An 18,386-nucleotide genomic window follows, 5' to 3' on the forward strand; every position below is an offset into this window, starting at 1 on the left:
GGGACGCGTGAGCGGCGGCGGCCCGGCCGAGCCGTGCGCCCGGCCGGCCTGGCGTCCCCGTTCGCCCCGGCGCCCCCGTCGGCCCGGCGAACCGGTACCCGCGGGCGGCTCAACGGGCGTCGTCCCGGTACCCGTCCGCCCATGCGGCGAGCGTCTCGACATCGCTCGGCAGCAGTCCCGTCCGCGGGTCGATCCACAGCAGCAGCGCCGCCGCCCCCTGCCCGCGGACCCACTCCCGGTCCCGCTCGGTGATCTCGTCGTCGATCCACGCGAACGGTCGGCCGACCGCGTACGCCACGACGTACGGCGTCTTCCAGTACGTGCCCTCCGGCGCGTCGACGGGCATCGACGGCCAGTCGATGCAGGGCAGCGGGGGCAGCCCGAGCCGCGGCCCGATCCACTCGTTGGCCTCGTCCATCCAGGTCGTCGCCCAGACCAGCTCGTAGCGCCCGGCGAGGCCGAGCAGCGCCCGGCCGTGCTCCGGGTTGAGCAGGACGGGCAGCGGCGGTCCGAACTCCCAGCCGGTCGGCCGCATCCCATGCCGCGTGTAGCCGTCCGGGACACGTCGGTTCATGAGTGCCGCGTATTGAGCGGGCCGTCGATGTCGATCAGCAGCAGCGGCTTCATACCGACATGGTCCTCTCCCGCTCCGTACGGGGCTCCCGTTCGGGACGGGGGCTGCCGTCCGCACGAGTCTCCCCTCCGCCCGAGGCGACGATCTCCTTCGGCCGGGCGAACGACCCTGATGAGACAATCGTGCCTCAATTGGGCTATTGTTGTCTCATGAGTCTCGATCGTGAACAGGTGCTGCGCAGCGCCGCCGCCCTGCTGACCCGCAAATCGACCGCCACCATGGAAGAGGTCGCCCGGGCCGCGGGCATCGGGCGCGCCACCCTGCACCGGCACTTCGCGGGACGGGAGGCTCTGGTCAGGGCGTTGGAAGACCTGGGCATCCGGGAATTCGAAGCCGCGCTCGACGCCGCCGCGCTCGACGAGGGCTCCTCCGAGGAGGCGTTGCGACGGCTGGTCGCGGCCGTCGAGCCGAGTGCCGGGCTGCTGTCCTTCCTCGTCACGGAGAATCAGCTCTTCGAGGGCGACGAGGTGAACGAGGGCTGGAACCGGCTGGACGCCCGGGTCGCCGCCTTCTTCCGGCGCGGCCAGGAGCGGGGCGAATTCCGGATCGACCTCACCCCGGCATGGCTGACCGAGTCCCTCTACGGACTCTTCTCCACCGGAGCCTGGGCCGTGCAGGCGGGCCGGATCGCCGCGCAGGACTTCCAGTACATGATCGTCGAGTTGCTGCTCGGCGGCGCGTGCCGGAGCGTGGGGCGATGAGCACCCTCGACCAGCGCGCACAAGCCCCTCAGGAACAGCGCCGAGCGGGGCGGTGGATCGCCCTGACCGTCCTCGTCCTCGCGGTGCTCCTCGTGGCCGTCGACGCCACCGTCCTCGGCCTCGCCACCCCGTTCCTCACCGAGGACCTCAAGCCGTCCGGCACCCAGCTGCTCTGGATCGGCGACGTCTACTCCTTCGTCATCGCCGGTCTCCTGGTCTCCATGGGGAGCCTCGGCGACCGCATCGGCCGCAAGAGGCTGCTGCTGGTCGGGGCCACCGCGTTCGGCGCGGTCTCCGTGCTCAACGCGTACGCGAGCACCCCCGAGATGATGATCGCGGCCAGGGCCCTGCTCGGTGTCGCGGGCGCCACTTTGATGCCGTCCACGCTCGCCCTGATCCGCAATCTCTTCCACGATCCGCGCGAGCGCAGTCTCGCCATCGGTATCTGGGGGGCCATGGCCTCGGCGGGTGCGGCCGTCGGTCCCGTCGTCGGCGGGTTCCTCCTGGAGCACTTCTGGTGGGGCTCGGTCTTCCTGATCAACCTGCCCGTCATGGCCGTCCTGGTCCTGGTCGGCCTCAGGATGATCCCGGAATCGAAGAATCCGGCACCGGGCCCCTGGGACCTGGGCAGTGTGGCGCTGTCGTTCCTCGGCATGATCGGCGTCGTGTACGCCGTCAAGGAGATGGCCGCGCGCGGGGTGGGCTGGGGGGCCGTCGTCGCCGGTCTCGGCGGCCTGGCCGCGCTCGGCTGGTTCGTACGCAGACAGCTCACGCTCCCCGCACCCCTGCTGGACATGCGGCTCTTCCACCACCGGGGCTTCTCCGCCGCGGTCCTCGCGGACCTCCTGACCATCCTCGGCCTGTCCGGGCTGGTCTTCTTCCTCTCCCAGTTCCTGCAACTGGTGCAGGACCGCAGGCCGCTGGAGGCGGGGCTCGCCGAACTGCCCGCGACCGTGGGCGCCGTCGTCGCGGGTCTGATCGCCGGGCGGGTGGCCCGCCATTACTCGGTGCGGGCGGTTGTGTCCGGTGGTCTCGGGGCGATCGGGCTGGCGCTCGCCGCGGTCACCGCGATCCACAAGGAGACCGGCTACCCGCTGATCGGAGCCCTGCTGCTGGTCGTCGGCGTCGGCGCCGGGTTCGCGTTCACGGTCACCGCGGACGTGATCCTCTCCAGCGTCCCGAAGGAGCAGGCGGGCGCCGCGGGTGCGGTCTCCGAGACGGCGTACGAACTCGGCGCTGCCCTCGGGATCGCCCTGCTCGGCTCCGTCGTCACCGGCGTCTACCAGGACTTCGTCACCCCGCAGGGCGTCCCGGAGGCCGTCGCGGCCGCCGCCCACGACTCACTGGGCGGGGCCGTCGAAGCGGCCCAGGGCCTTCCGGCGCCGCAGGCCGACGCGCTGGTCGTCGCGGCGCAGGAAGCCTTCGTCGAGGGGCTGCGGCTCGCGGCCGGCGCGGGCGCGGCGGTTTTGCTGGCGACGGCCGTCGCGGCCTGGTTCCTGCTGCGCGGCCAGAAACTGGCGGAGGGCGTCGTGCAGGAGTAGCCGCGCCCCGTCCCGGCCGCGCAGCACAAGTCCCGGCCGTGTCGGCGCGACGGCACACGAAAGGGGGCCGTATCCACACCGGGTACGGCCCCCTTCGATCCGCTGTGCTCAGCTCACGCGGCCTTGGCCTTCGTTGCGTACATGTCGACGTACTCCTGACCGGACAGCCGCATCACCTCGGCCATCACGGAGTCGGTCACCGCCCGCAGCACATAGCGGTCCCGGTCCATGCCCTCGTAGCGCGAGAACTCCATCGGCTCGCCGAAACGGACCGTCACCTTCCCGGGACGCGGCAGACCGGAACCGGTGGGCTGGAGCTTGTCCGTGCCGATCATCGCGAACGGCACCACGGGCGCGCCCGTCATCAGCGTCAGCCGCGCGATGCCCGTACGGCCCCGGTAGAGGCGGCCGTCGGGGGAGCGGGTGCCCTCCGGGTAGATCGCGAACGCCTTGCCCTCCTCCAGCACCCGACGGCCCGTCATGAGCGCCGCGACGCCGCCCCGGCCGCCGTCCCGGTCCACCGGGATCATGCCGCAGCCCGTGAAGAACCAGGCCATCGCGCGGCCTTTGAGCCCCTTGCCCTTCACGTACTCGTCCTTGCCGATGTAGAACACCGGCCGGTCGCAGCAGAGCGGCATGATCATGGAGTCGATGAACGTCAGGTGGTTGCCCGCGAGAATCACCGGACCGTCCCCGGGGATGTTTTCCGCGCCCTCCACCTGAGGGCGGAACATCAGGCGCAAAAACGGTCCGAGCACTGCCTTGATGAGCGCGAGTCGGGACAACGGTTCCTCCGGTGTAGCGGCCGGGCCGGCCGGGGCGCGGGATCGTGACGGTCCATGCAGGTGAGGACGATACTCGCGGGTTCCCGCCGATCGCACGTCGGGTTCATCCAACGGATACCGGGTGTTGACACGTGTTTGCGCCAAGTTCGTCCGGCTGCCGCTCCCTCGACGGTACGACTGCCTACGCTCGGGCCGCGTCCGACAGGTGCGAGACATCACACGCGAGGAGCATTCATGACAGAGCGCGCGCAGGCAGGTCCGGGTCGCAGAGCGATGCTGGGGGCGGGCGCCGCCGCACTGGGCACGGCCGCCCTCGGGCTGGCCGGCGGTCCGGCCGACGCCGCCGACAGGACCGGCGGCGACGCCGCCGCACGGACGGGCCGGCCGGGCGCCGGACCCGGCTTCCGCCTCGACCTGCCGGTGCCCACCGTCATCGGACACCGGGGCGCCAGCGGCTACCGGCCCGAGCACACCCTGGGCTCCTACCAGCTCGCGCTCGACATGGGGGCGCACGTGATCGAGCAGGACCTGGTGCCGACCAAGGACGGCCATCTCGTCTGCCGTCACGAGAACGACATCACCGCCACCACCGATGTCGCCGCACACCCCGAGTTCGCGAGCCGCAGGACCACCAAGAAGGTCGACGGCGTCTCCCTCACCGGCTGGTTCACCGAGGACTTCACCCTCGCCGAACTCAAGACGCTGCGGGCCAAGGAGCGCATCCCCGGCACCCGCCAGAAGAACACGCTCTACGACGGCCGTTGGGAGGTCCCCACCTTCGAGGAGGTCCTGCGCTGGGCCGACCGCGAGGGCCGTCGACGCGGAAAGCCGGTCTGGCTGTACGTCGAGACCAAGCACCCCACCTACTTCCGAGGTCTGGGCCTCGGCCTCGAAGAGCCCCTCGCCAGACTGCTCCGCCGTTACGACCGCCACCGCCGCAACTCGCCGCTCATCCTCCAGTCCTTCGAGCCCAGCAGCATCCAGCGGCTCTCCCGGCTCGTCGCCACGCCGGGCGTCGTCCTGCTCTCCGGGGCGGCCGAGCGGCCCTGGGACTTCGTCACCTCGGGCGATCCGCGCACCGTCGCCGACCTGGTGAAGCCCGAGGGGCTGAAGTGGATCGCCTCCTACGCCCGGGGCATCGGGCCCACCCTGGAACTGATCATCCCCAAGGACGCCTCCGGGCGGCTCACCGAGCCGACCACCCTGGTGCGGGACGCCCACGCCCGGGGCCTGGTCCTCCACCCGTACACCCTGCGCAACGAGAACACCTTCCTGCCCGCCGACTTCCGGCACGGCGCGGACCCCGCCGCGTACGGTGACGCGTTCGGCGCGTTCCGGGCGTACTTCGCGACGGGGATTGACGGAATCTTCTCCGACAACCCGGACACCGCCCTTCTCGCCGCGGCGGAGTTCACCGCGAGGTGACGACGGCCCGCACGCGGGATCTCGTCACCACCCGGCCGGGAAATGCCCCGGTCGGGTGGTGACCGCCGGACCGGGCGACCTGCCGCAGGGACGGGGGAGTTGGTAGAGGCATGACCCTTCTCGATCCCGCTCCCGCGGGGAACACCGCCACCCCCTCGGCCGTCGTCCACGCCCTGCGTCCGCTGGTGAACGCGGAGGCGGCGGCGGAGGCCACCGCCTCCGCGACCGGGGCCGCGATCGAACCCGCGGACCTCGAACAGGCCGTCTGGCTGCGGCTGCTGGAACGGCTCGCGCGGGACCGGCCACCGGCCGACACCGGCCGTTGGGTGCGCGACACCGTGCGGGCCGAGGCCCGCCGGGCCCGGCGGGCCGCCCGGCGCGAACACCCCTACCGCGACGCGGCTTCGGCGGATCCGTCCGAAGGCCCCGAACGGACCGTCCTGGGCGCCGAGGAGCGCCGGGCGCTGCGCGCCGCGATCGGGCGGCTGCCCGGCCGGTGCGCCCGGCTGCTGGATGCGATGCTCGCCCCCGATGACCCGACCTACCGGGAAATCGCAGGGAAGTTGGGTATGTCACAGGGGAGTTTGGGCCCGATGCGTTCCCGATGCCTTGGATGTCTGCGCAGAATGCTCGCGGCGGAGGTTGTCGCTCCCGGACCCGGGGGAAGGGAGCGTGAGACAACCGGTGGATCAGGTGGGCGGAGGCATGCGCACATGGGCATGAGTGTGATCATCTCGGCGGCGACGGCACAGGACGCCGAAGAGATCCTGAAACTTCAGTACCTCTGCTTCCAGGGCGAGGCGGAGCTGTACGGCAACTACCGCATCGATCCGCTCGTCCAGACGCTCGACTCGGTACGTGCCGAGATCGCCACGCAGCTGGTGTTCGTGGCGCGGCTGGGGGACGAGGTCGTCGGTTCGGTCCGCGGCTTCACCGACGAGGACGGCACCGGGCGGATCGGCAGGCTCTGCGTCCACCCGCGGCTCCAGGGCCACGGTCTCGGTGCCCGGCTGCTGCGGGCGGCCGAATCGGGACTCGTCGACGAGCGGTCGGCCACCCGCTTCCGGCTGTGCACCGGGCATCGCAGCGAGAACAACCTCCGGCTGTACCAGCGTGCGGGGTATGCCGCCGTGGGCAACGAGACCGGCCGGGACGGCGTCCGGATGGTCCTGCTGGAGAAGGACGCGACCGCGCCCGCGTACGTGGCCAGCGCGTAGAGCACGGGGACGATGCGCCCGGGTGCGGTGCGTTGCAAGGCGCAGCACCACCTGTGCACCCGGTGTACCCGGGTGGTGCGGCAGTGAGGAGAGGCGCCGTGCCGGTCGCGAGCCGGTGGGCCTCTCCGGTCGGAACACCGGACACGGTGCGCGGTGCGGCGGGGCCGAGGCGGTGCGCACCGGTTCCGCCCGGCACGCACCCCGCGTTCACGCGGTCTTCGCGCGGCGCAGCCAGATGATTCCGGTGACCGGCAGGATCACCGGAATGAACAGATAGCCCATGCCGAAGTCGGACCAGACGGTGGCGTCCGGGAACGCCGAGGGTGCCACCATCGTCCATGTCCCGACGACCAGCACGCCCAGCAGTTCGGCGGCGCAGCACACCAGCGCCGACCTGCGCGCTCTCTCGCCGCCCCGCGCCAGCGAGTACGTGATGAACCCGTAGACGGCGGCGGCGAGGGCCGAGAGCACATAGGCGAGCGGCGCCCTGTCGAAGTCCAGGATCATCTGCACGATCGAACGGGAGGCCGCCGCGACGGTGAAGACCCCGTAGAACCAGAGCAGAACCCGGCCGGGACCGGAGCCGAGTTCGAAGGGCTGCTTCTCGCCGGTGTCTGTCGCGGGGGTGCGGTCGATGTCGGTCACGGTCGGTTTCCCCACATGTCCACGGTCAGTTTCCCCAGATGTCGTAGAGCCGCACTTCGAGCACGGCCAGCACGACCGCTCCCGCCGACACCGTCACCGAACCCCACCGGGTCCGCTCGCCGAGCGACAGGAAACCGGCCGCGGGCACGGCGAGGAAGGCCCCGGCCAGATAGGCGACGAAGATCGCCGTACCCTGCTCCGGCCGTTCGCCGCGGGCCAGCCGCACGATGCCCACCACCAGTTGGGCCAGCGCCAGCAGCAGGACCACGGCCATCCCGATGAAGTGCCAGTCCTTGGTCGGCTGGTCCCGGTAGGCGGCCAGTCCGCACCAGGCGGCGAGGGCGAGCGCGGACACGGCGACCGCGACCGTCAGGGCGTCAAGCATGAAGCGAGGGTATTACGGGGGAGGAGACGCCCCGCGTGCGCCCCCGCCGGAGGCGCGGACCGGAGCGGCGGCGCTCGCCGCGACCGTGGCCTTGACCACAGCGCCCGCTTGCCGCGGGTCCGGCCCCTGCGGAGCCGACCACGCTTACCCGACCGTATCTGTGCAGGTCAAAGCCTCGAAAGCGGGAATCGAGGTGGTCACGGGAGCAGGCTCGCGAGGGTGTCCACGGCTGTCCGTCATCCGGACGGGCAGGTTGGACAGAACGTGACGTCTGTTTTACTTGGGGCATGACCACGACGAGCAGCCGCACCCTTGCGACCGAGGCGATCACGACGCCCGGTGCTCGTTGTATGTGTCGAATGCGCACCTTCTGAGGGCCCCCGCCCGATCCTCGCGCCCCGAAGCGAGACCGAGCCCGCGCCGTCCGCACCCAGCGGAACGAGCCCTTCCGCGCACTGCTGCCCGGCCACCACCCGCCCCGCAGCCGTGCCCGGCCCCGCTCGGAACGTCCGAAACAGGTCTCATCAGACGAATGCCCCGTGCCCGGCGGACACCGCGCCGCGCACTCGACAGTGACGGAAACCCTGTGATCACCACTACGGGCCTCACGAAGGTCTATCAGGCGCGCGGCCGCGAGGTCACCGCCCTGGACGGCGTCGACCTGCACGTCCGCGAGGGCGAGGTGTACGGCGTCATCGGGCAGAGCGGCGCCGGAAAGTCGTCCCTCATCCGCTGCGTCAACCTCCTGGAACGCCCCACGTCCGGCACCGTGACCGTGGCCGGGCAGGACCTCACCGCCCTCGCCGGCCGGGGACGGCGGGCCGGGAAGGAACTGCGCGAGGCACGCAGCCGCATCGGCATGGTCTTCCAGCACTTCAACCTGCTGGCCTCCCGCACCGTCCAGGCCAACGTCGAACTGCCGCTGGAGATCCTCGGCGTCGGCGCCAGGGACCGCTCCCGCAAGGCCCTCGAACTCCTCGGCCTGGTCGGTCTCGCCGACAAGGCCAAGGCTTACCCCGGCCAGCTCTCCGGCGGCCAGAAGCAGCGCGTCGGCATCGCCCGCGCCCTGGCCGGGGACCCCAAGGTGCTGCTCTCCGACGAGGCCACGTCCGCGCTCGACCCCGAGACCACCCGCTCCATCCTCCAGTTGCTGCGCGACCTCAACCAGCAGCTCGGCCTGACCGTACTGCTCATCACCCACGAGATGGACGTCGTCAAGACGGTCTGCGACTCCGCCGCGCTGATGCGCAAGGGGCGCGTCGTCGAGTCCGGAACCGTCTGCGAACTGCTCGCCACTCCCGGCTCCGAGCTGGCCCGTGAACTGTTCCCCGTCGGCGGCACGCCCTCCGGCCCCGGCCGCACGGTCGTCGACGTCACCTTCCACGGCGAGGCCGCCACCCAGCCGGTCATCTCCCAGCTCTCGCGCACGTACAACATCGACATCTCGATCCTGGGCGCCGCGATGGACACCGTCGCAGGCAAGCAGATCGGCCGGATGCGCATCGAACTGCCCGGCGGCTTCGACGAGAACGTCGTCCCGATCGGCTTCCTGCGCGAACAGGGCCTCCAGGCAGAGGTCGTCACCGACGGCGCCGAGGGAACCACCGAGGACATTCCTGCACAGACCCCCGCACCGCTCACCAAGGAGGTGGCGAAGTGACCTGGTCGGACATGCAGCCGCTGCTGGTCCAGGGGACCGTCGACACCCTCTACATGGTGCTCTGGTCCACCGTCGTCACTGTCCTCGTCGGACTGCCGCTGGGCATCCTGCTCGTCCTGACCGACAAGGGCGGACTGCTCCAGAACACCCCGGTGAACAAGGTCGTCGGCGTGATCGTCAATATCGGCCGCTCACTGCCGTTCATCATCCTGCTGATCGCCCTGATCCCCTTCACCACCTGGGTCGTCGGCACCTTCATCGGCCCCACCGCGATGATCGTGCCGCTCGCCATCGGCGCCATCCCGTTCTTCGCGCGGCTCGTCGAGACCGCCGTCCGGGAGGTCGACCACGGGCTCGTCGAGGCCGTCCAGTCGATGGGGGGATCCATCCCGACGATCGTGCGCAAGGTACTGCTGCCGCAGGCGCTGCCCTCGCTCGTGTCGGGCGTCACCACCACCGTCATCGTGCTGATCGGCTACTCCGCGATGGCCGGCGCGGTCGGTGGCGAAGGGCTCGGCTCCAAGGCCGTCACCTACGGGTACCAGCGCTTCGACAACCAGTTCATGCTCATCACCGTCGCGCTGCTCGTCGTCATCGTGACCGTGATCCAGCTGATCGGCGACCTGGCGGTACGGCTGCTGGCCCGGCGCGGACACGCCACCACCTGAGAGGCACCGCCCGCCGCGGCACCTCCACCCGAGACCTTCGTTCCGCTCAAGCCCGAACTCCTTGTCCGGGCGCATCACCTCACACCGAAAGAGGCACTTTTCGTGCGCAAGAACATCAAGATCACCGCAGCTGCCGCAGCCACCGCCGCCCTGGCCCTCGGCCTCAGCGCCTGCGGCACGGACTCCGACCCCGCCGCCAAGGGCGACGGCGGTGCCAAGGCCGACACCTCAAAGGCGCTCGTCGTCGCCGCCTCCCCGACTCCGCACGCCGACATCCTGGACTTCGTCGAGAAGAACCTGGCGCAGAAGGAGGGCCTCGAGCTGGAGGTCAAGGAGTTCACCGACTACGTCCTGCCGAACACCGCCACCGAGAACGGCCAGGTCGACGCCAACTTCTTCCAGCACCAGCCCTACCTCGACGACTTCAACAAGAAGAACGGCACCCACCTGGTCTCCGTCGGCACCGTCCACCTGGAGCCCCTCGGCCTCTACTCCAAGAAGGTCAAGTCCCTCGACGCGACCAAGTCCGGTCAGACCATCGCGGTGCCCAACGACACCACCAACGAGGGCCGCGCCCTCCACCTCCTCGCCGAGAACGGTCTGATCACCCTCAAGCCGGGCGTCGGCACCGACGCCGCGCTGAGCGACATCACCGACAAGAAGGGCCTGGAGTTCAAGGAGCTGGAGGCCGCGACCGTGCCCCGCGCCCTCGACGACGTCGACGCCGCCGTCATCAACGGCAACTACGCCATCGAGGCGAAGCTGAAGCCCTCCAAGGACTCCCTGGCACTGGAGAAGGCCGACGGCAACCCGTACGCCAACATCATCGCCGTGAAGAAGGGCGACGAGAAGGACCCCCGCGTCGAGAAGCTCGTGAAGCTCCTGCACTCCGACGAGGTCAAGAAGTTCATCGAGGACACCTACCAGGGCTCGGTCGTCCCCGCCTTCGGCGCCTCCTCCTGATCCTCGTGCACCCGGCCGCCGCACCGGCCGGACGAGCCCCGCGCACCCCGGCCCACGGGACGCGCGGGGCTCCGTCGTAGCGACCCGACCATGCGCGACAGGGACCCGATGCGCCATGCTGTGCCTTTACACGGTCTTCGGCATGGAGCGGCGCATGACTTCCACCTTCCCGGACATCTCCATCAGCACGGATCGGTTGGTGCTGCGCCCGTTCGACATGGTGGACGTTCCCGCGTACATCGAGATGATGAACGACGAGCTGATCACCGCCTGGATCGACGCCCCCCACCCCTTCGGCCGGGTCGACGCCGAACGCTGGGTGCGCCGGATCGCCCCCGCGCAGCGCACCACCGGTGACGGCATCGTCCTCGCCGTCACCGAGTTCCTCACCCAGCGGCTCGTCGGCTCGGTCCGCCTGCACCGCACCGACTGGCGCACCCTCGCCACCGAGGCCACGTACATCACCGCCCCCTGGGCGCGCGGCGAGGGATATGCCACCGAAGCCGTCCTCGCGCTCTCCCAGTGGCTCTTTCGCGACCAGGGCTTCGAACGCATGGAACTGCGCACCCCCGCGGGAGACACCGCCGCCCAGCAGGTCGCCCAGAAAGTCGGCTCCATCAGCGAGGGCGTCCTGCGCAACGCCCGTATAGCCCGCGCCCGGACGGAGGACGGGAGCTGGACCGACATCAGGACCGACCTGATCGTGTGGGGCCTGCTCCCCGAGGATCTCGAAGGCGTCGCCGAACAACTCGCCGACGCGGGCGGCTACGGAGCCCGCGGCGACTGGAACTGACCCTTCCCCCGGGCCGCGGGTTTGCACCGGGTACGCTCCCCCTGCCCCCTCGCACACCTTCGCGCACTTTCGACCTGCGACAACTCCAGGAGAATGACGACAGATGGCCGATCGGGTCACCGTGATCGGCTGGGACGGGTCGCCCCTGACCGGAGCGGCCACGGCCGCCCTCTCGGCCGCCACGCTCGTCGCCGGAGCCGCCCACCACCTCGCCCTCCCCGAAGTCCCCGCGCACGCCGAACGCATCCGCCTGGGCTCCATCGACCTGGCCGCCCGCCGCATCGCCGGACACCGCGGCAGCGCCGTCGTCCTCGCCGACGGCGACCCCGGTTTCTTCGGAGTCGTGCGCAACCTCCGCGCGCCCGTGTACGGACTCGAGGTGGAAGTGGTGCCCGCCGTGTCGTCCGTCGCCTCCGCGTTCGCCCGCGCCGCAATGCCGTGGGAGGACGCCCGGATCGTCGTCGCCCACCCCCGCACCCTGCGCCGCGCCGTCAACGTCTGCCGCGCCCACCACAAGGTCGCCGTCCTCACCTCGCCCGGCGCGGGCCCCGCCGAACTCGCCCTGCTCCTCGAAGGAGTCCACCGCACCTTCGTCGTCTGCGAGGAACTCGGCACCGCGCGCGAACAGGTCAGCGTCGTCACCTCGGAGCGCGCCGCCGACCACGTCTGGCGCGACCCCAACGTGGTGGTCGTCATCGGCGGCGGCTTCGAACCGCAGGCCGCCGCAGGCTGGATCGCCGGCCACGACCCCGGCGGGCCGCGCGGCGTACGCGGCTGGGCGCTGCCCTCCGACGCGTACCCGGCCGATCCCCGGGGGGCGGGCGGCGAGGGTGAGTCGCCAGGACTGCGCGCCGCCCAACTGGCCCTGCTGGGCCCCCGTACCGGGGACCTGCTGTGGGACATCGGCTCCGGCGGCGGGGCCCTGGCCGTGGAGGCCGCGCGCTTCGGGGCGGCCGTGCTCGCGGTCGACAGCGACCCGGCGGCCTGCGCCCGGACGGTGGCCGCCGCCCGCGCGTTCGGGGTCCAGGTCCAGATCGTCGAGGGCCGGGCACCGCAGGTGCTGGAGCGGCTGCCGGAGCCGGACGTCGTACGGATCGGGGGAGGCGGCGCCGCCGTCGTCACCGCCGTCACCGAACGGCGGCCGGAGCGCATCGTGACCCACGCGTCGAACCGCGACGAGGCCGAGGCGCTCGGCGCGGCGCTCACCGGCCACGGATACGCCGTCCGGTGCTCGCTCCTCCAGTCCGTCGAACTCGACACGGCCGCCTGGTCGGAGCGCGAACGCTCGGTCGTCTTCCTGCTCTCCGCGGTCCGTTCGGACCTCGCCCCCTGACCAGGCCGGCGCCGGGCGCGAGGTAGGCTGGCCGATCGTTGCACCGCGGCTGGGCGTTCGTCGCTTCGTTCGTCAATGTCCGGAAAAGGGGACCGTTTTGGTCCCCGTTGTGGTACGGCAGAACCGGGGGACGCGCGACGTGGCGCAGTCCACAGCGGGCCGTGGCGAAATGAGCTGCCGCTGTGGGCGAACGGCCGGGAGAATGCGGTATGTCCGCGACTCTCTCGTGCCGCGCGGCGCGCCCGCTCGTTCTCGTTGACGAGCGTCGGCGCGGCGTGGTCGGGCGTCCCGGGCGAAGGGCCGAACAAGCACTGACGATGGGCGAGGGGTACGCATGAGTGACACCGGCCAGATCCCGGGTGAGGGACTGCCGGAGAACGCGGGCACGGTGGAGCAGCCGGGCGTCGCCGCCCCGGACGACTACGCCGGTCTCGCCCCCTCCGAGTACGTGCCCGAGGACGACGACCTCCTGCTGATGCCGAGCCCCCAGGGCGCCTGGAGCGACCCGCAGACGGTGCCGGCCCCCGGCCAGTACCCCGACGGTGCCGCCGCGCACGCCGCGGTGCCCGCGCAGGGCGGCCACGCGACGCAGGCGGTGCACGCCCAGGGGGCCGACGAGTCGTCCGCGCCCCCGCAGGGGCACGTACGGGTCCAGGAACCCGCCCAGGCGCAGCAGCCCGCCCAGGCAGCGGTGTCGGCACCGGCCCCGGCGCAGGTCCCGGACGCGTACGCCGGACAGCAGACGATGACCGAACCCCTGCCCGGCGCCGGGCAGGAGGCGCAGACGGAGGGGGCCGGTGGGCACCACTCGGGCTCCGCCGACCTCGGGGGCGCACGCATTCCCGCGCCCACCCCGCCCCCGGGGACGACGCCAGGGCCACAGCCCCGGGCCGCGTCGCGTCGACCGCTGCACCGCGGACCGGTCACGGCGGACGGACCGTCCTACGGCGGGACGCCGACCGGTGGCGTGGTCCGTTCGCTCGCCGACCGCGGGCCGGCGGGCGCACCGCAGCCCCAGGCCCAGCCCGCGGCCGCCGCGCCGCAGACCGGACTGCCCACCGGCGGGCCCGAGTACCTCCAGGCGTCGGGTGACGCGTCCGTGCTGCCCGGCCCGCAGCTGGGACAGATCCTGCCGCAGGGCGCGGGCCCGTGGTCGGCCCCCGCACCTCAGACGCCTCCGCAGGCCGCCGCCCCGGTCGCGGCGGAAGCCGTCGCTCCCGAAACACCGGCCGCGGAGCCCGTTCCGGCCGAGCCCGTTCCGGCCGAGCCCGTCGTTCCGGAAGCGGTCGCCCCCGAAGCGGCGCCCTCCGAAGCGCCGGTCACGCAAGCCCCTGCTCCGGAAGCGGTGGTCGCGGAAACCGGCGCTCCGGAAGCGGTGGTCCCGCAGGCCGCCGTCGAGCCGGCCGAGGAGCCTGCCGTCGAGCCGGTCGCCGAGCCCGCCGTCGAGCCCGCCGTCGAGCCCGCCGTCGAGCCGGCGCCTGCTGCGCAGCCCGTACCGGCGACCCCGGAGCAGGCCGTGGTGCCGGAGGCCGCGAGCGCCCCGGAACCCGCGAACGTTCCGGTGGCCGAGGCGGCTCAGGACCCGGCCGGTGCACCGACCGACGCTTCCGCGGAGCAGCCGGTCGACGCCGTCGCCGCTCCGGTGGCCGAGGGGTTGCCCGCCGAGGCGGGCACCGGGGCCGTCGCGCCGACGGAGGCCGAGGCGCCGTCAAAGCCGGCGCCCGAGGCCGTCGTCGAGTCGCCCGAGCCCGTGGTCGAGGCGGCCGAACCGGTCGAGGTCGTCGAAGCCGTCGCCGCACCGGAGCTCGCGGAGCCCACGCCCAGCGCCGAGGAGGTCCCGGGCGCCGCGCCCGTGGAGGGCCCGGTTCCGACGCAGCCGGCCCCGGCGCCCGTCGCGCAGGAGGCCGTCGCGGCGGAGCCCGAGGACGCGGCGGTCGCCGCCGAACCGGGGGCGGCCGAGATCGTGGAGCCCGCGACCACCGCGGACGGAGCGGCTCCCCAGGCACACCGGCCCACGCAGGCTCCCGAGGTCCCTCCGCCCGTGCAAGCCCCTGCCCCCGAGCCCGCGCATGCCCCCCAGGCCGTCGAAAACGTCGCACCCGCCGAGGACGCCTCCGAGCAGGCCCCCGCCCCCGCCGCCGTCCCGGGAGCCGAAGCCGTCGCCGAGACGCCGTCGGCCGCCGCGCCGCGGTCCGAAGCGGTCCCGCAGGCCCCCGAAGCAGCCCCAAAGGCCCCTCAAGCCGTCGCCGCCCCGGACGTCACGCCGCCCGTGGAGACCGCCCCCGCGGGGGCGGTCCCGACCGCCGGGCCCCAGCCGGACCCGGAGAGCCACGCCGCTCCCCAGGCCGTCCCGCAGCCCCCCGCCCAGGAGGCGGAGCCCCCCCAGGCGCCCGCGTCCGACGGGACCGGGGCCCCCGCCACCCCGCCCGCCCCCGGCTACGACGACGCCGAGCGCGAGGCCGTGCTCCGCGTCATGCGCGAGCGCCGCGACGTCCGCAACGGCTTCCGCAGCGACCCGATCCCGCACGAGGTGCTGCTCCGCGTCCTCGAAGCCGCGCACACCGCGCCCAGCGTCGGTCACTCGCAGCCCTGGGACTTCGTCGTCATCCGCTCGGCGGAGACCCGCCGTTCCATGCACGAACTGGCGCAGCGTCAGCGCGACGCCTACGCCAAGTCGTTGCCCAAGGGCCGGGCCAAGCAGTTCAAGGAACTCAAGATCGAGGCCATCCTCGACACGCCGGTCAACATCGTCGTCACCGCCGACCCCACCCGCGGCGGACGCCACACCCTCGGACGGCACACCCAGCCGCAGATGGCCCCGTACTCGTCGGCGCTCGCCGTCGAGAACCTGTGGCTCGCCGCCCGCGCCGAGGGCCTGGGCGTCGGGTGGGTGAGCTTCTTCGACGAGCGCGAGATGGTCCGTGCCCTGGGCCTGCCCGAGCACCTCGAAGTCGTCGCCTATCTGTGCGTCGGGTACGTCGACGAGTTCCCCGAGGAGCCCGAACTGATGCAGGCGGGCTGGTCCAAGCGCCGCCCGCTGTCCTGGGTGGTCCACGAGGAGACGTACGGGCGCCGTGCCCTGCCCGGTGAGGAACCGCACGACCTGCTCCAGGAGACCATCTCCAACATCCGCCCACTGGACGCCAAGGCGCTCGGCGAGGCGTGGGAGCGCCAGAAGCGGATGACCAAGCCGGCCGGTGCGCTCGGCATGCTGGAGATCATTTCTGCGCAGTTGTCGGGTCTCTCCCGGGTGTGCCCGCCGCCGATTCCGGAACCCGCGGCCGTCGCCATCTTCGCGGGCGACCACGGGGTGCACGCCCAGGGCGTCACCGCGTGGCCGCAGGAGGTCACCGGCCAGATGGTGGCCAACTTCCTCGGCGGGGGCGCGGTCTGCAACGCCTTCGCGGCACAGGTCGGCGCCGAGGTCTGCGTGGTCGACGTAGGCGTGGCCACGGACCTGCCCGCGACGCCCGGCCTCCTCCCGCGCAAGGTGCGCGCCGGAACGGCCGACTTCACCACCGGTCCCGCCCTCACCCGCGAAGAGGTCCTCGCCGCCGTCGAGGTCGGCATCGAGACCGCCCGCGATCTGGTCGCGGCGGGCAACAAGGGCCTGCTGATCGGCGAGATGGGCATCGCCAACACCACCGCCTCGGCCGCGCTCATCTGCGTGTACACGGGTCTGGACCCGGCCGAGGTCACCGGCCGGGGCACCGGCATCAACGACGAGATGCACGCCCGCAAGGTCGACGTCGTCCGCCGCGCCCTGGAACTCCACGAGCCCGACCCGGCCGACCCGATCGGCGTCCTGGCCGCGGTCGGCGGCCTCGAGCACGCGGCGATGGCCGGTTTCCTGCTGGGCGGCGCCTCGCTCCGTACGCCTGTCGTCCTCGACGGCGTCAGCGCGGGGGCCGCGGCCCTGGTCGCCCGGGCGATCGCCCCCGAGGCCCTGGCCGCCTGCATCGCAGGCCACCGCAGCGCCGAGCCCGGCCATGTCGCCGCGCTCAACAAGCTGGGGCTGCGCCCGCTCGTCGACCTCGACCTCCGCCTCGGCGAGGGCACGGGGGCGTTGCTGGCGCTGCCGATCGTGCAGAGCGCGGCCCGGGTGATGCACGAGGTGGCGACGTTCGACGCGGCGGGCGTCACGGAGAAGTAGTGCGCAGGGCCTTCCCTGGTGCCGGGGAGGCCCGCCGATCCGTGCCGGGGGCTCCCGCCGTACCACTCCGGCCCGCGCCCGCCGCGTATCGTGGACCCACCCGCGAATCCCCACATCACCCCACGTCACAGCCGCTCCACCGCCGCAGCGGCCGCACTCCGACCCCGTACGAGGAGCCCGCACCGCCATGGCCGAGCACGCAGACCGCGCCGTTCCCCCCGCGTACCCCGTCGGACTGCGGCTCGGCGGGCGCCGCGTCGTCGTGGTCGGCGGCGGCCAGGTCGCCCAGCGCCGCCTCCCCGCGCTCGTCGCGGCAGGCGCCGACATCGTCCTCGTCTCGCCGGCCGCGACTCCGGCCGTCGAGGCCATGGCGGACGCCGGTGAGATCCGCTGGGAGCGCCGCCGGTACGCCGACGGGGATTTGGCCGACGCCTGGTACGTCCTGATCGCCTCCGACGACACCGCGGCGAACGACGCCGCCTCCGCCGAGGCCGAACGCCACCGTGTCTGGTGCGTCCGCAGCGACGACGCCGACGCCGCCACCGCCTGGACCCCGGCCACCGGCCGCAGCGAGGGGGTCACCGTCGCCGTCCTCACCACCGACACCCACGGCCGCGACCCGCGCCACTGCGCCGCCGTCCGCGACGCCATCGTCGAAGGACTGCGCGACGGCAGCATCGCCGCACCCCACCACCGCACCCGCACCCCCGGCGTCGCCCTGGTCGGCGGCGGCCCCGGCGACCCCGATCTGATCACGGTGCGCGGACGCCGCCTCCTCGCCGAGGCGGACGTCGTCGTCGCCGACCGCCTCGGCCCGCGCGACCTGCTCGACGAACTCCCCCCGCACGTCGAGGTGATCGACGCCGCGAAGATCCCGTACGGCCGCTCCATGGCCCAGGACGCGATCAATCAGGCGCTCATCGAGTACGCCAAGGCCGGCAAGACCGTCGTACGGCTCAAGGGCGGCGACCCGTTCGTCTTCGGCCGCGGCATGGAGGAGGCCCAGGCGCTGGCCGCGGAGGGCATCGCCTGCACGGTCGTCCCCGGCATCTCCAGCTCCATCTCCGTGCCCGGCGCGGCCGGAATCCCCGTCACCCACCGGGGCGTCGCCCATGAGTTCACCGTCGTGAGCGGCCATGTCGCCCCCGACGACGCACGCTCATTGGTCGACTGGCAGGCCCTCGCCAGGCTGCGCGGCACGCTCGTGCTGCTGATGGCCGTCGACAAGATCGGCGCCATCGCCCGTACCCTCATCGCCCACGGCAAGGCCCCCGAGACCCCCGTCGCCCTGGTCCAGGAGGGCACCACCGCCGCCCAGCGCCGGGTCGACGCGACGCTCGCGACCGCCGCCGAACGCGCAGCCGCCGAGGGCATACGCCCCCCGGCCGTCATCGTCATCGGTGACGTCGTGGCGGTCGGCACGGACACCGCGCCGCCCCGCGCGCAATGACCGGCGCCCGCACCTCCCGCCCTGATGAAGTAA

At 72.7% G+C, this 18,386-nt stretch carries 14 protein-coding genes and 2 pseudogenes; 12 read left to right on the forward strand and 4 right to left on the reverse strand.

The genetic code is table 11. From position 1 onward, the window contains the following. Nucleotides 1–109 precede the first annotated feature (109 nt). Nucleotides 110–627 (reverse strand): annotated as a pseudogene (locus tag ACGF2V_RS10120) (hypothetical protein). A gap of 156 nt (nucleotides 628–783) precedes the next feature. Between ACGF2V_RS10120 and ACGF2V_RS10125 the strand changes: the two are divergent. Both ACGF2V_RS10125 and ACGF2V_RS10130 read left to right on the forward strand, forming a co-directional pair. Next, a complete protein-coding gene (locus ACGF2V_RS10125; protein ID WP_362704993.1) occupies nucleotides 784–1,335 on the forward strand; it encodes a helix-turn-helix domain-containing protein in 552 nt (183 codons plus the stop codon). Continuing rightward, on the forward strand, nucleotides 1,332–2,876 hold the full coding sequence (locus tag ACGF2V_RS10130; RefSeq protein WP_362626019.1) for an MFS transporter: 1,545 nt from the start codon (nucleotides 1,332–1,334) through the stop codon (nucleotides 2,874–2,876). The genes ACGF2V_RS10125 and ACGF2V_RS10130 overlap by 4 nt, the downstream gene beginning before the upstream one ends. Nucleotides 2,877–2,989: 113 nt before the next feature. Here ACGF2V_RS10130 and ACGF2V_RS10135 read toward each other — a convergent pair whose 3' ends face one another. Beyond that, the gene (locus tag ACGF2V_RS10135) at nucleotides 2,990–3,661 is read right to left on the reverse strand and encodes a lysophospholipid acyltransferase family protein (RefSeq protein ID WP_362626017.1); all 672 of its coding nucleotides are present in this window, start codon (nucleotides 3,659–3,661) and stop codon (nucleotides 2,990–2,992) included. Nucleotides 3,662–3,895: 234 nt separating this feature from the next. Here ACGF2V_RS10135 and ACGF2V_RS10140 point away from each other — a divergent pair, with 234 nt between their 5' ends. The 3 genes and pseudogenes from ACGF2V_RS10140 (at nucleotide 3,896) to ACGF2V_RS10150 (ending at nucleotide 6,303) form a co-directional block, all read left to right on the forward strand. Then, nucleotides 3,896–5,086, forward strand: a complete 1,191-nt coding sequence (locus tag ACGF2V_RS10140; protein WP_362704990.1) for a glycerophosphodiester phosphodiesterase — start codon at nucleotides 3,896–3,898, stop codon at nucleotides 5,084–5,086. Between the two features lie 110 nt (nucleotides 5,087–5,196). Then, nucleotides 5,197–5,751, forward strand: a pseudogene (locus tag ACGF2V_RS10145) (sigma-70 family RNA polymerase sigma factor); the annotation flags it as partial. Between the two features lie 48 nt (nucleotides 5,752–5,799). Next, nucleotides 5,800–6,303 (forward strand): GNAT family N-acetyltransferase, encoded by a 504-nt coding sequence (locus ACGF2V_RS10150; protein WP_362626034.1) that lies wholly within the window; start codon nucleotides 5,800–5,802, stop codon nucleotides 6,301–6,303. A 207-nt stretch (nucleotides 6,304–6,510) separates the two neighbouring features. On the opposite strand, the gene ACGF2V_RS10155 is transcribed toward ACGF2V_RS10150, so the two are convergent. Together ACGF2V_RS10155 and ACGF2V_RS10160 are read right to left on the reverse strand one after the other, a co-directional pair. Then, on the reverse strand, nucleotides 6,511–6,948 hold the full coding sequence (locus ACGF2V_RS10155) for a hypothetical protein (protein WP_362626012.1): 438 nt from the start codon (nucleotides 6,946–6,948) through the stop codon (nucleotides 6,511–6,513). Nucleotides 6,949–6,973: 25 nt separating this feature from the next. Continuing rightward, nucleotides 6,974–7,333, reverse strand: coding sequence for a hypothetical protein (locus tag ACGF2V_RS10160; protein WP_362626009.1), 360 nt, complete (start codon nucleotides 7,331–7,333; stop codon nucleotides 6,974–6,976). Nucleotides 7,334–7,919: 586 nt separating this feature from the next. Here ACGF2V_RS10160 and ACGF2V_RS10165 point away from each other — a divergent pair. From ACGF2V_RS10165 to cobA, 7 genes are all read left to right on the forward strand, one after another. Beyond that, nucleotides 7,920–8,993 (forward strand): ATP-binding cassette domain-containing protein, encoded by a 1,074-nt coding sequence (locus tag ACGF2V_RS10165; protein WP_362704988.1) that lies wholly within the window; start codon nucleotides 7,920–7,922, stop codon nucleotides 8,991–8,993. Then, nucleotides 8,990–9,661, forward strand: a complete 672-nt coding sequence (locus ACGF2V_RS10170; RefSeq protein ID WP_362626002.1) for a methionine ABC transporter permease — start codon at nucleotides 8,990–8,992, stop codon at nucleotides 9,659–9,661. Before ACGF2V_RS10165 ends, ACGF2V_RS10170 begins: the two co-directional genes overlap by 4 nt. A gap of 102 nt (nucleotides 9,662–9,763) precedes the next feature. Beyond that, complete coding sequence (locus ACGF2V_RS10175) at nucleotides 9,764–10,624, forward strand: MetQ/NlpA family ABC transporter substrate-binding protein (protein WP_362704984.1); 861 nt, start codon at nucleotides 9,764–9,766, stop codon at nucleotides 10,622–10,624. 115 nt (nucleotides 10,625–10,739) lie between these two features. Then, a complete protein-coding gene (locus ACGF2V_RS10180; protein ID WP_362704981.1) occupies nucleotides 10,740–11,417 on the forward strand; it encodes a GNAT family N-acetyltransferase in 678 nt (225 codons plus the stop codon). Nucleotides 11,418–11,520: 103 nt separating this feature from the next. Beyond that, a complete protein-coding gene (cbiE, locus tag ACGF2V_RS10185) occupies nucleotides 11,521–12,750 on the forward strand; it encodes a precorrin-6y C5,15-methyltransferase (decarboxylating) subunit CbiE (RefSeq protein ID WP_362704979.1) in 1,230 nt (409 codons plus the stop codon). A gap of 334 nt (nucleotides 12,751–13,084) precedes the next feature. After that, nucleotides 13,085–16,903 (forward strand): nicotinate-nucleotide--dimethylbenzimidazole phosphoribosyltransferase, encoded by a 3,819-nt coding sequence (gene cobT / locus ACGF2V_RS10190; RefSeq protein WP_362704976.1) that lies wholly within the window; start codon nucleotides 13,085–13,087, stop codon nucleotides 16,901–16,903. Nucleotides 16,904–17,090: 187 nt separating this feature from the next. Continuing rightward, a complete protein-coding gene (gene cobA, locus ACGF2V_RS10195) occupies nucleotides 17,091–18,353 on the forward strand; it encodes a uroporphyrinogen-III C-methyltransferase (RefSeq protein WP_362625987.1) in 1,263 nt (420 codons plus the stop codon). Nucleotides 18,354–18,386 lie beyond the last annotated feature (33 nt).

The sequence above is a fragment of the Streptomyces sp. NPDC047982 genome, from assembly GCF_043204165.1.
In the GTDB taxonomy this organism is placed as follows: Bacteria; Actinomycetota; Actinomycetes; order Streptomycetales; family Streptomycetaceae; genus Streptomyces.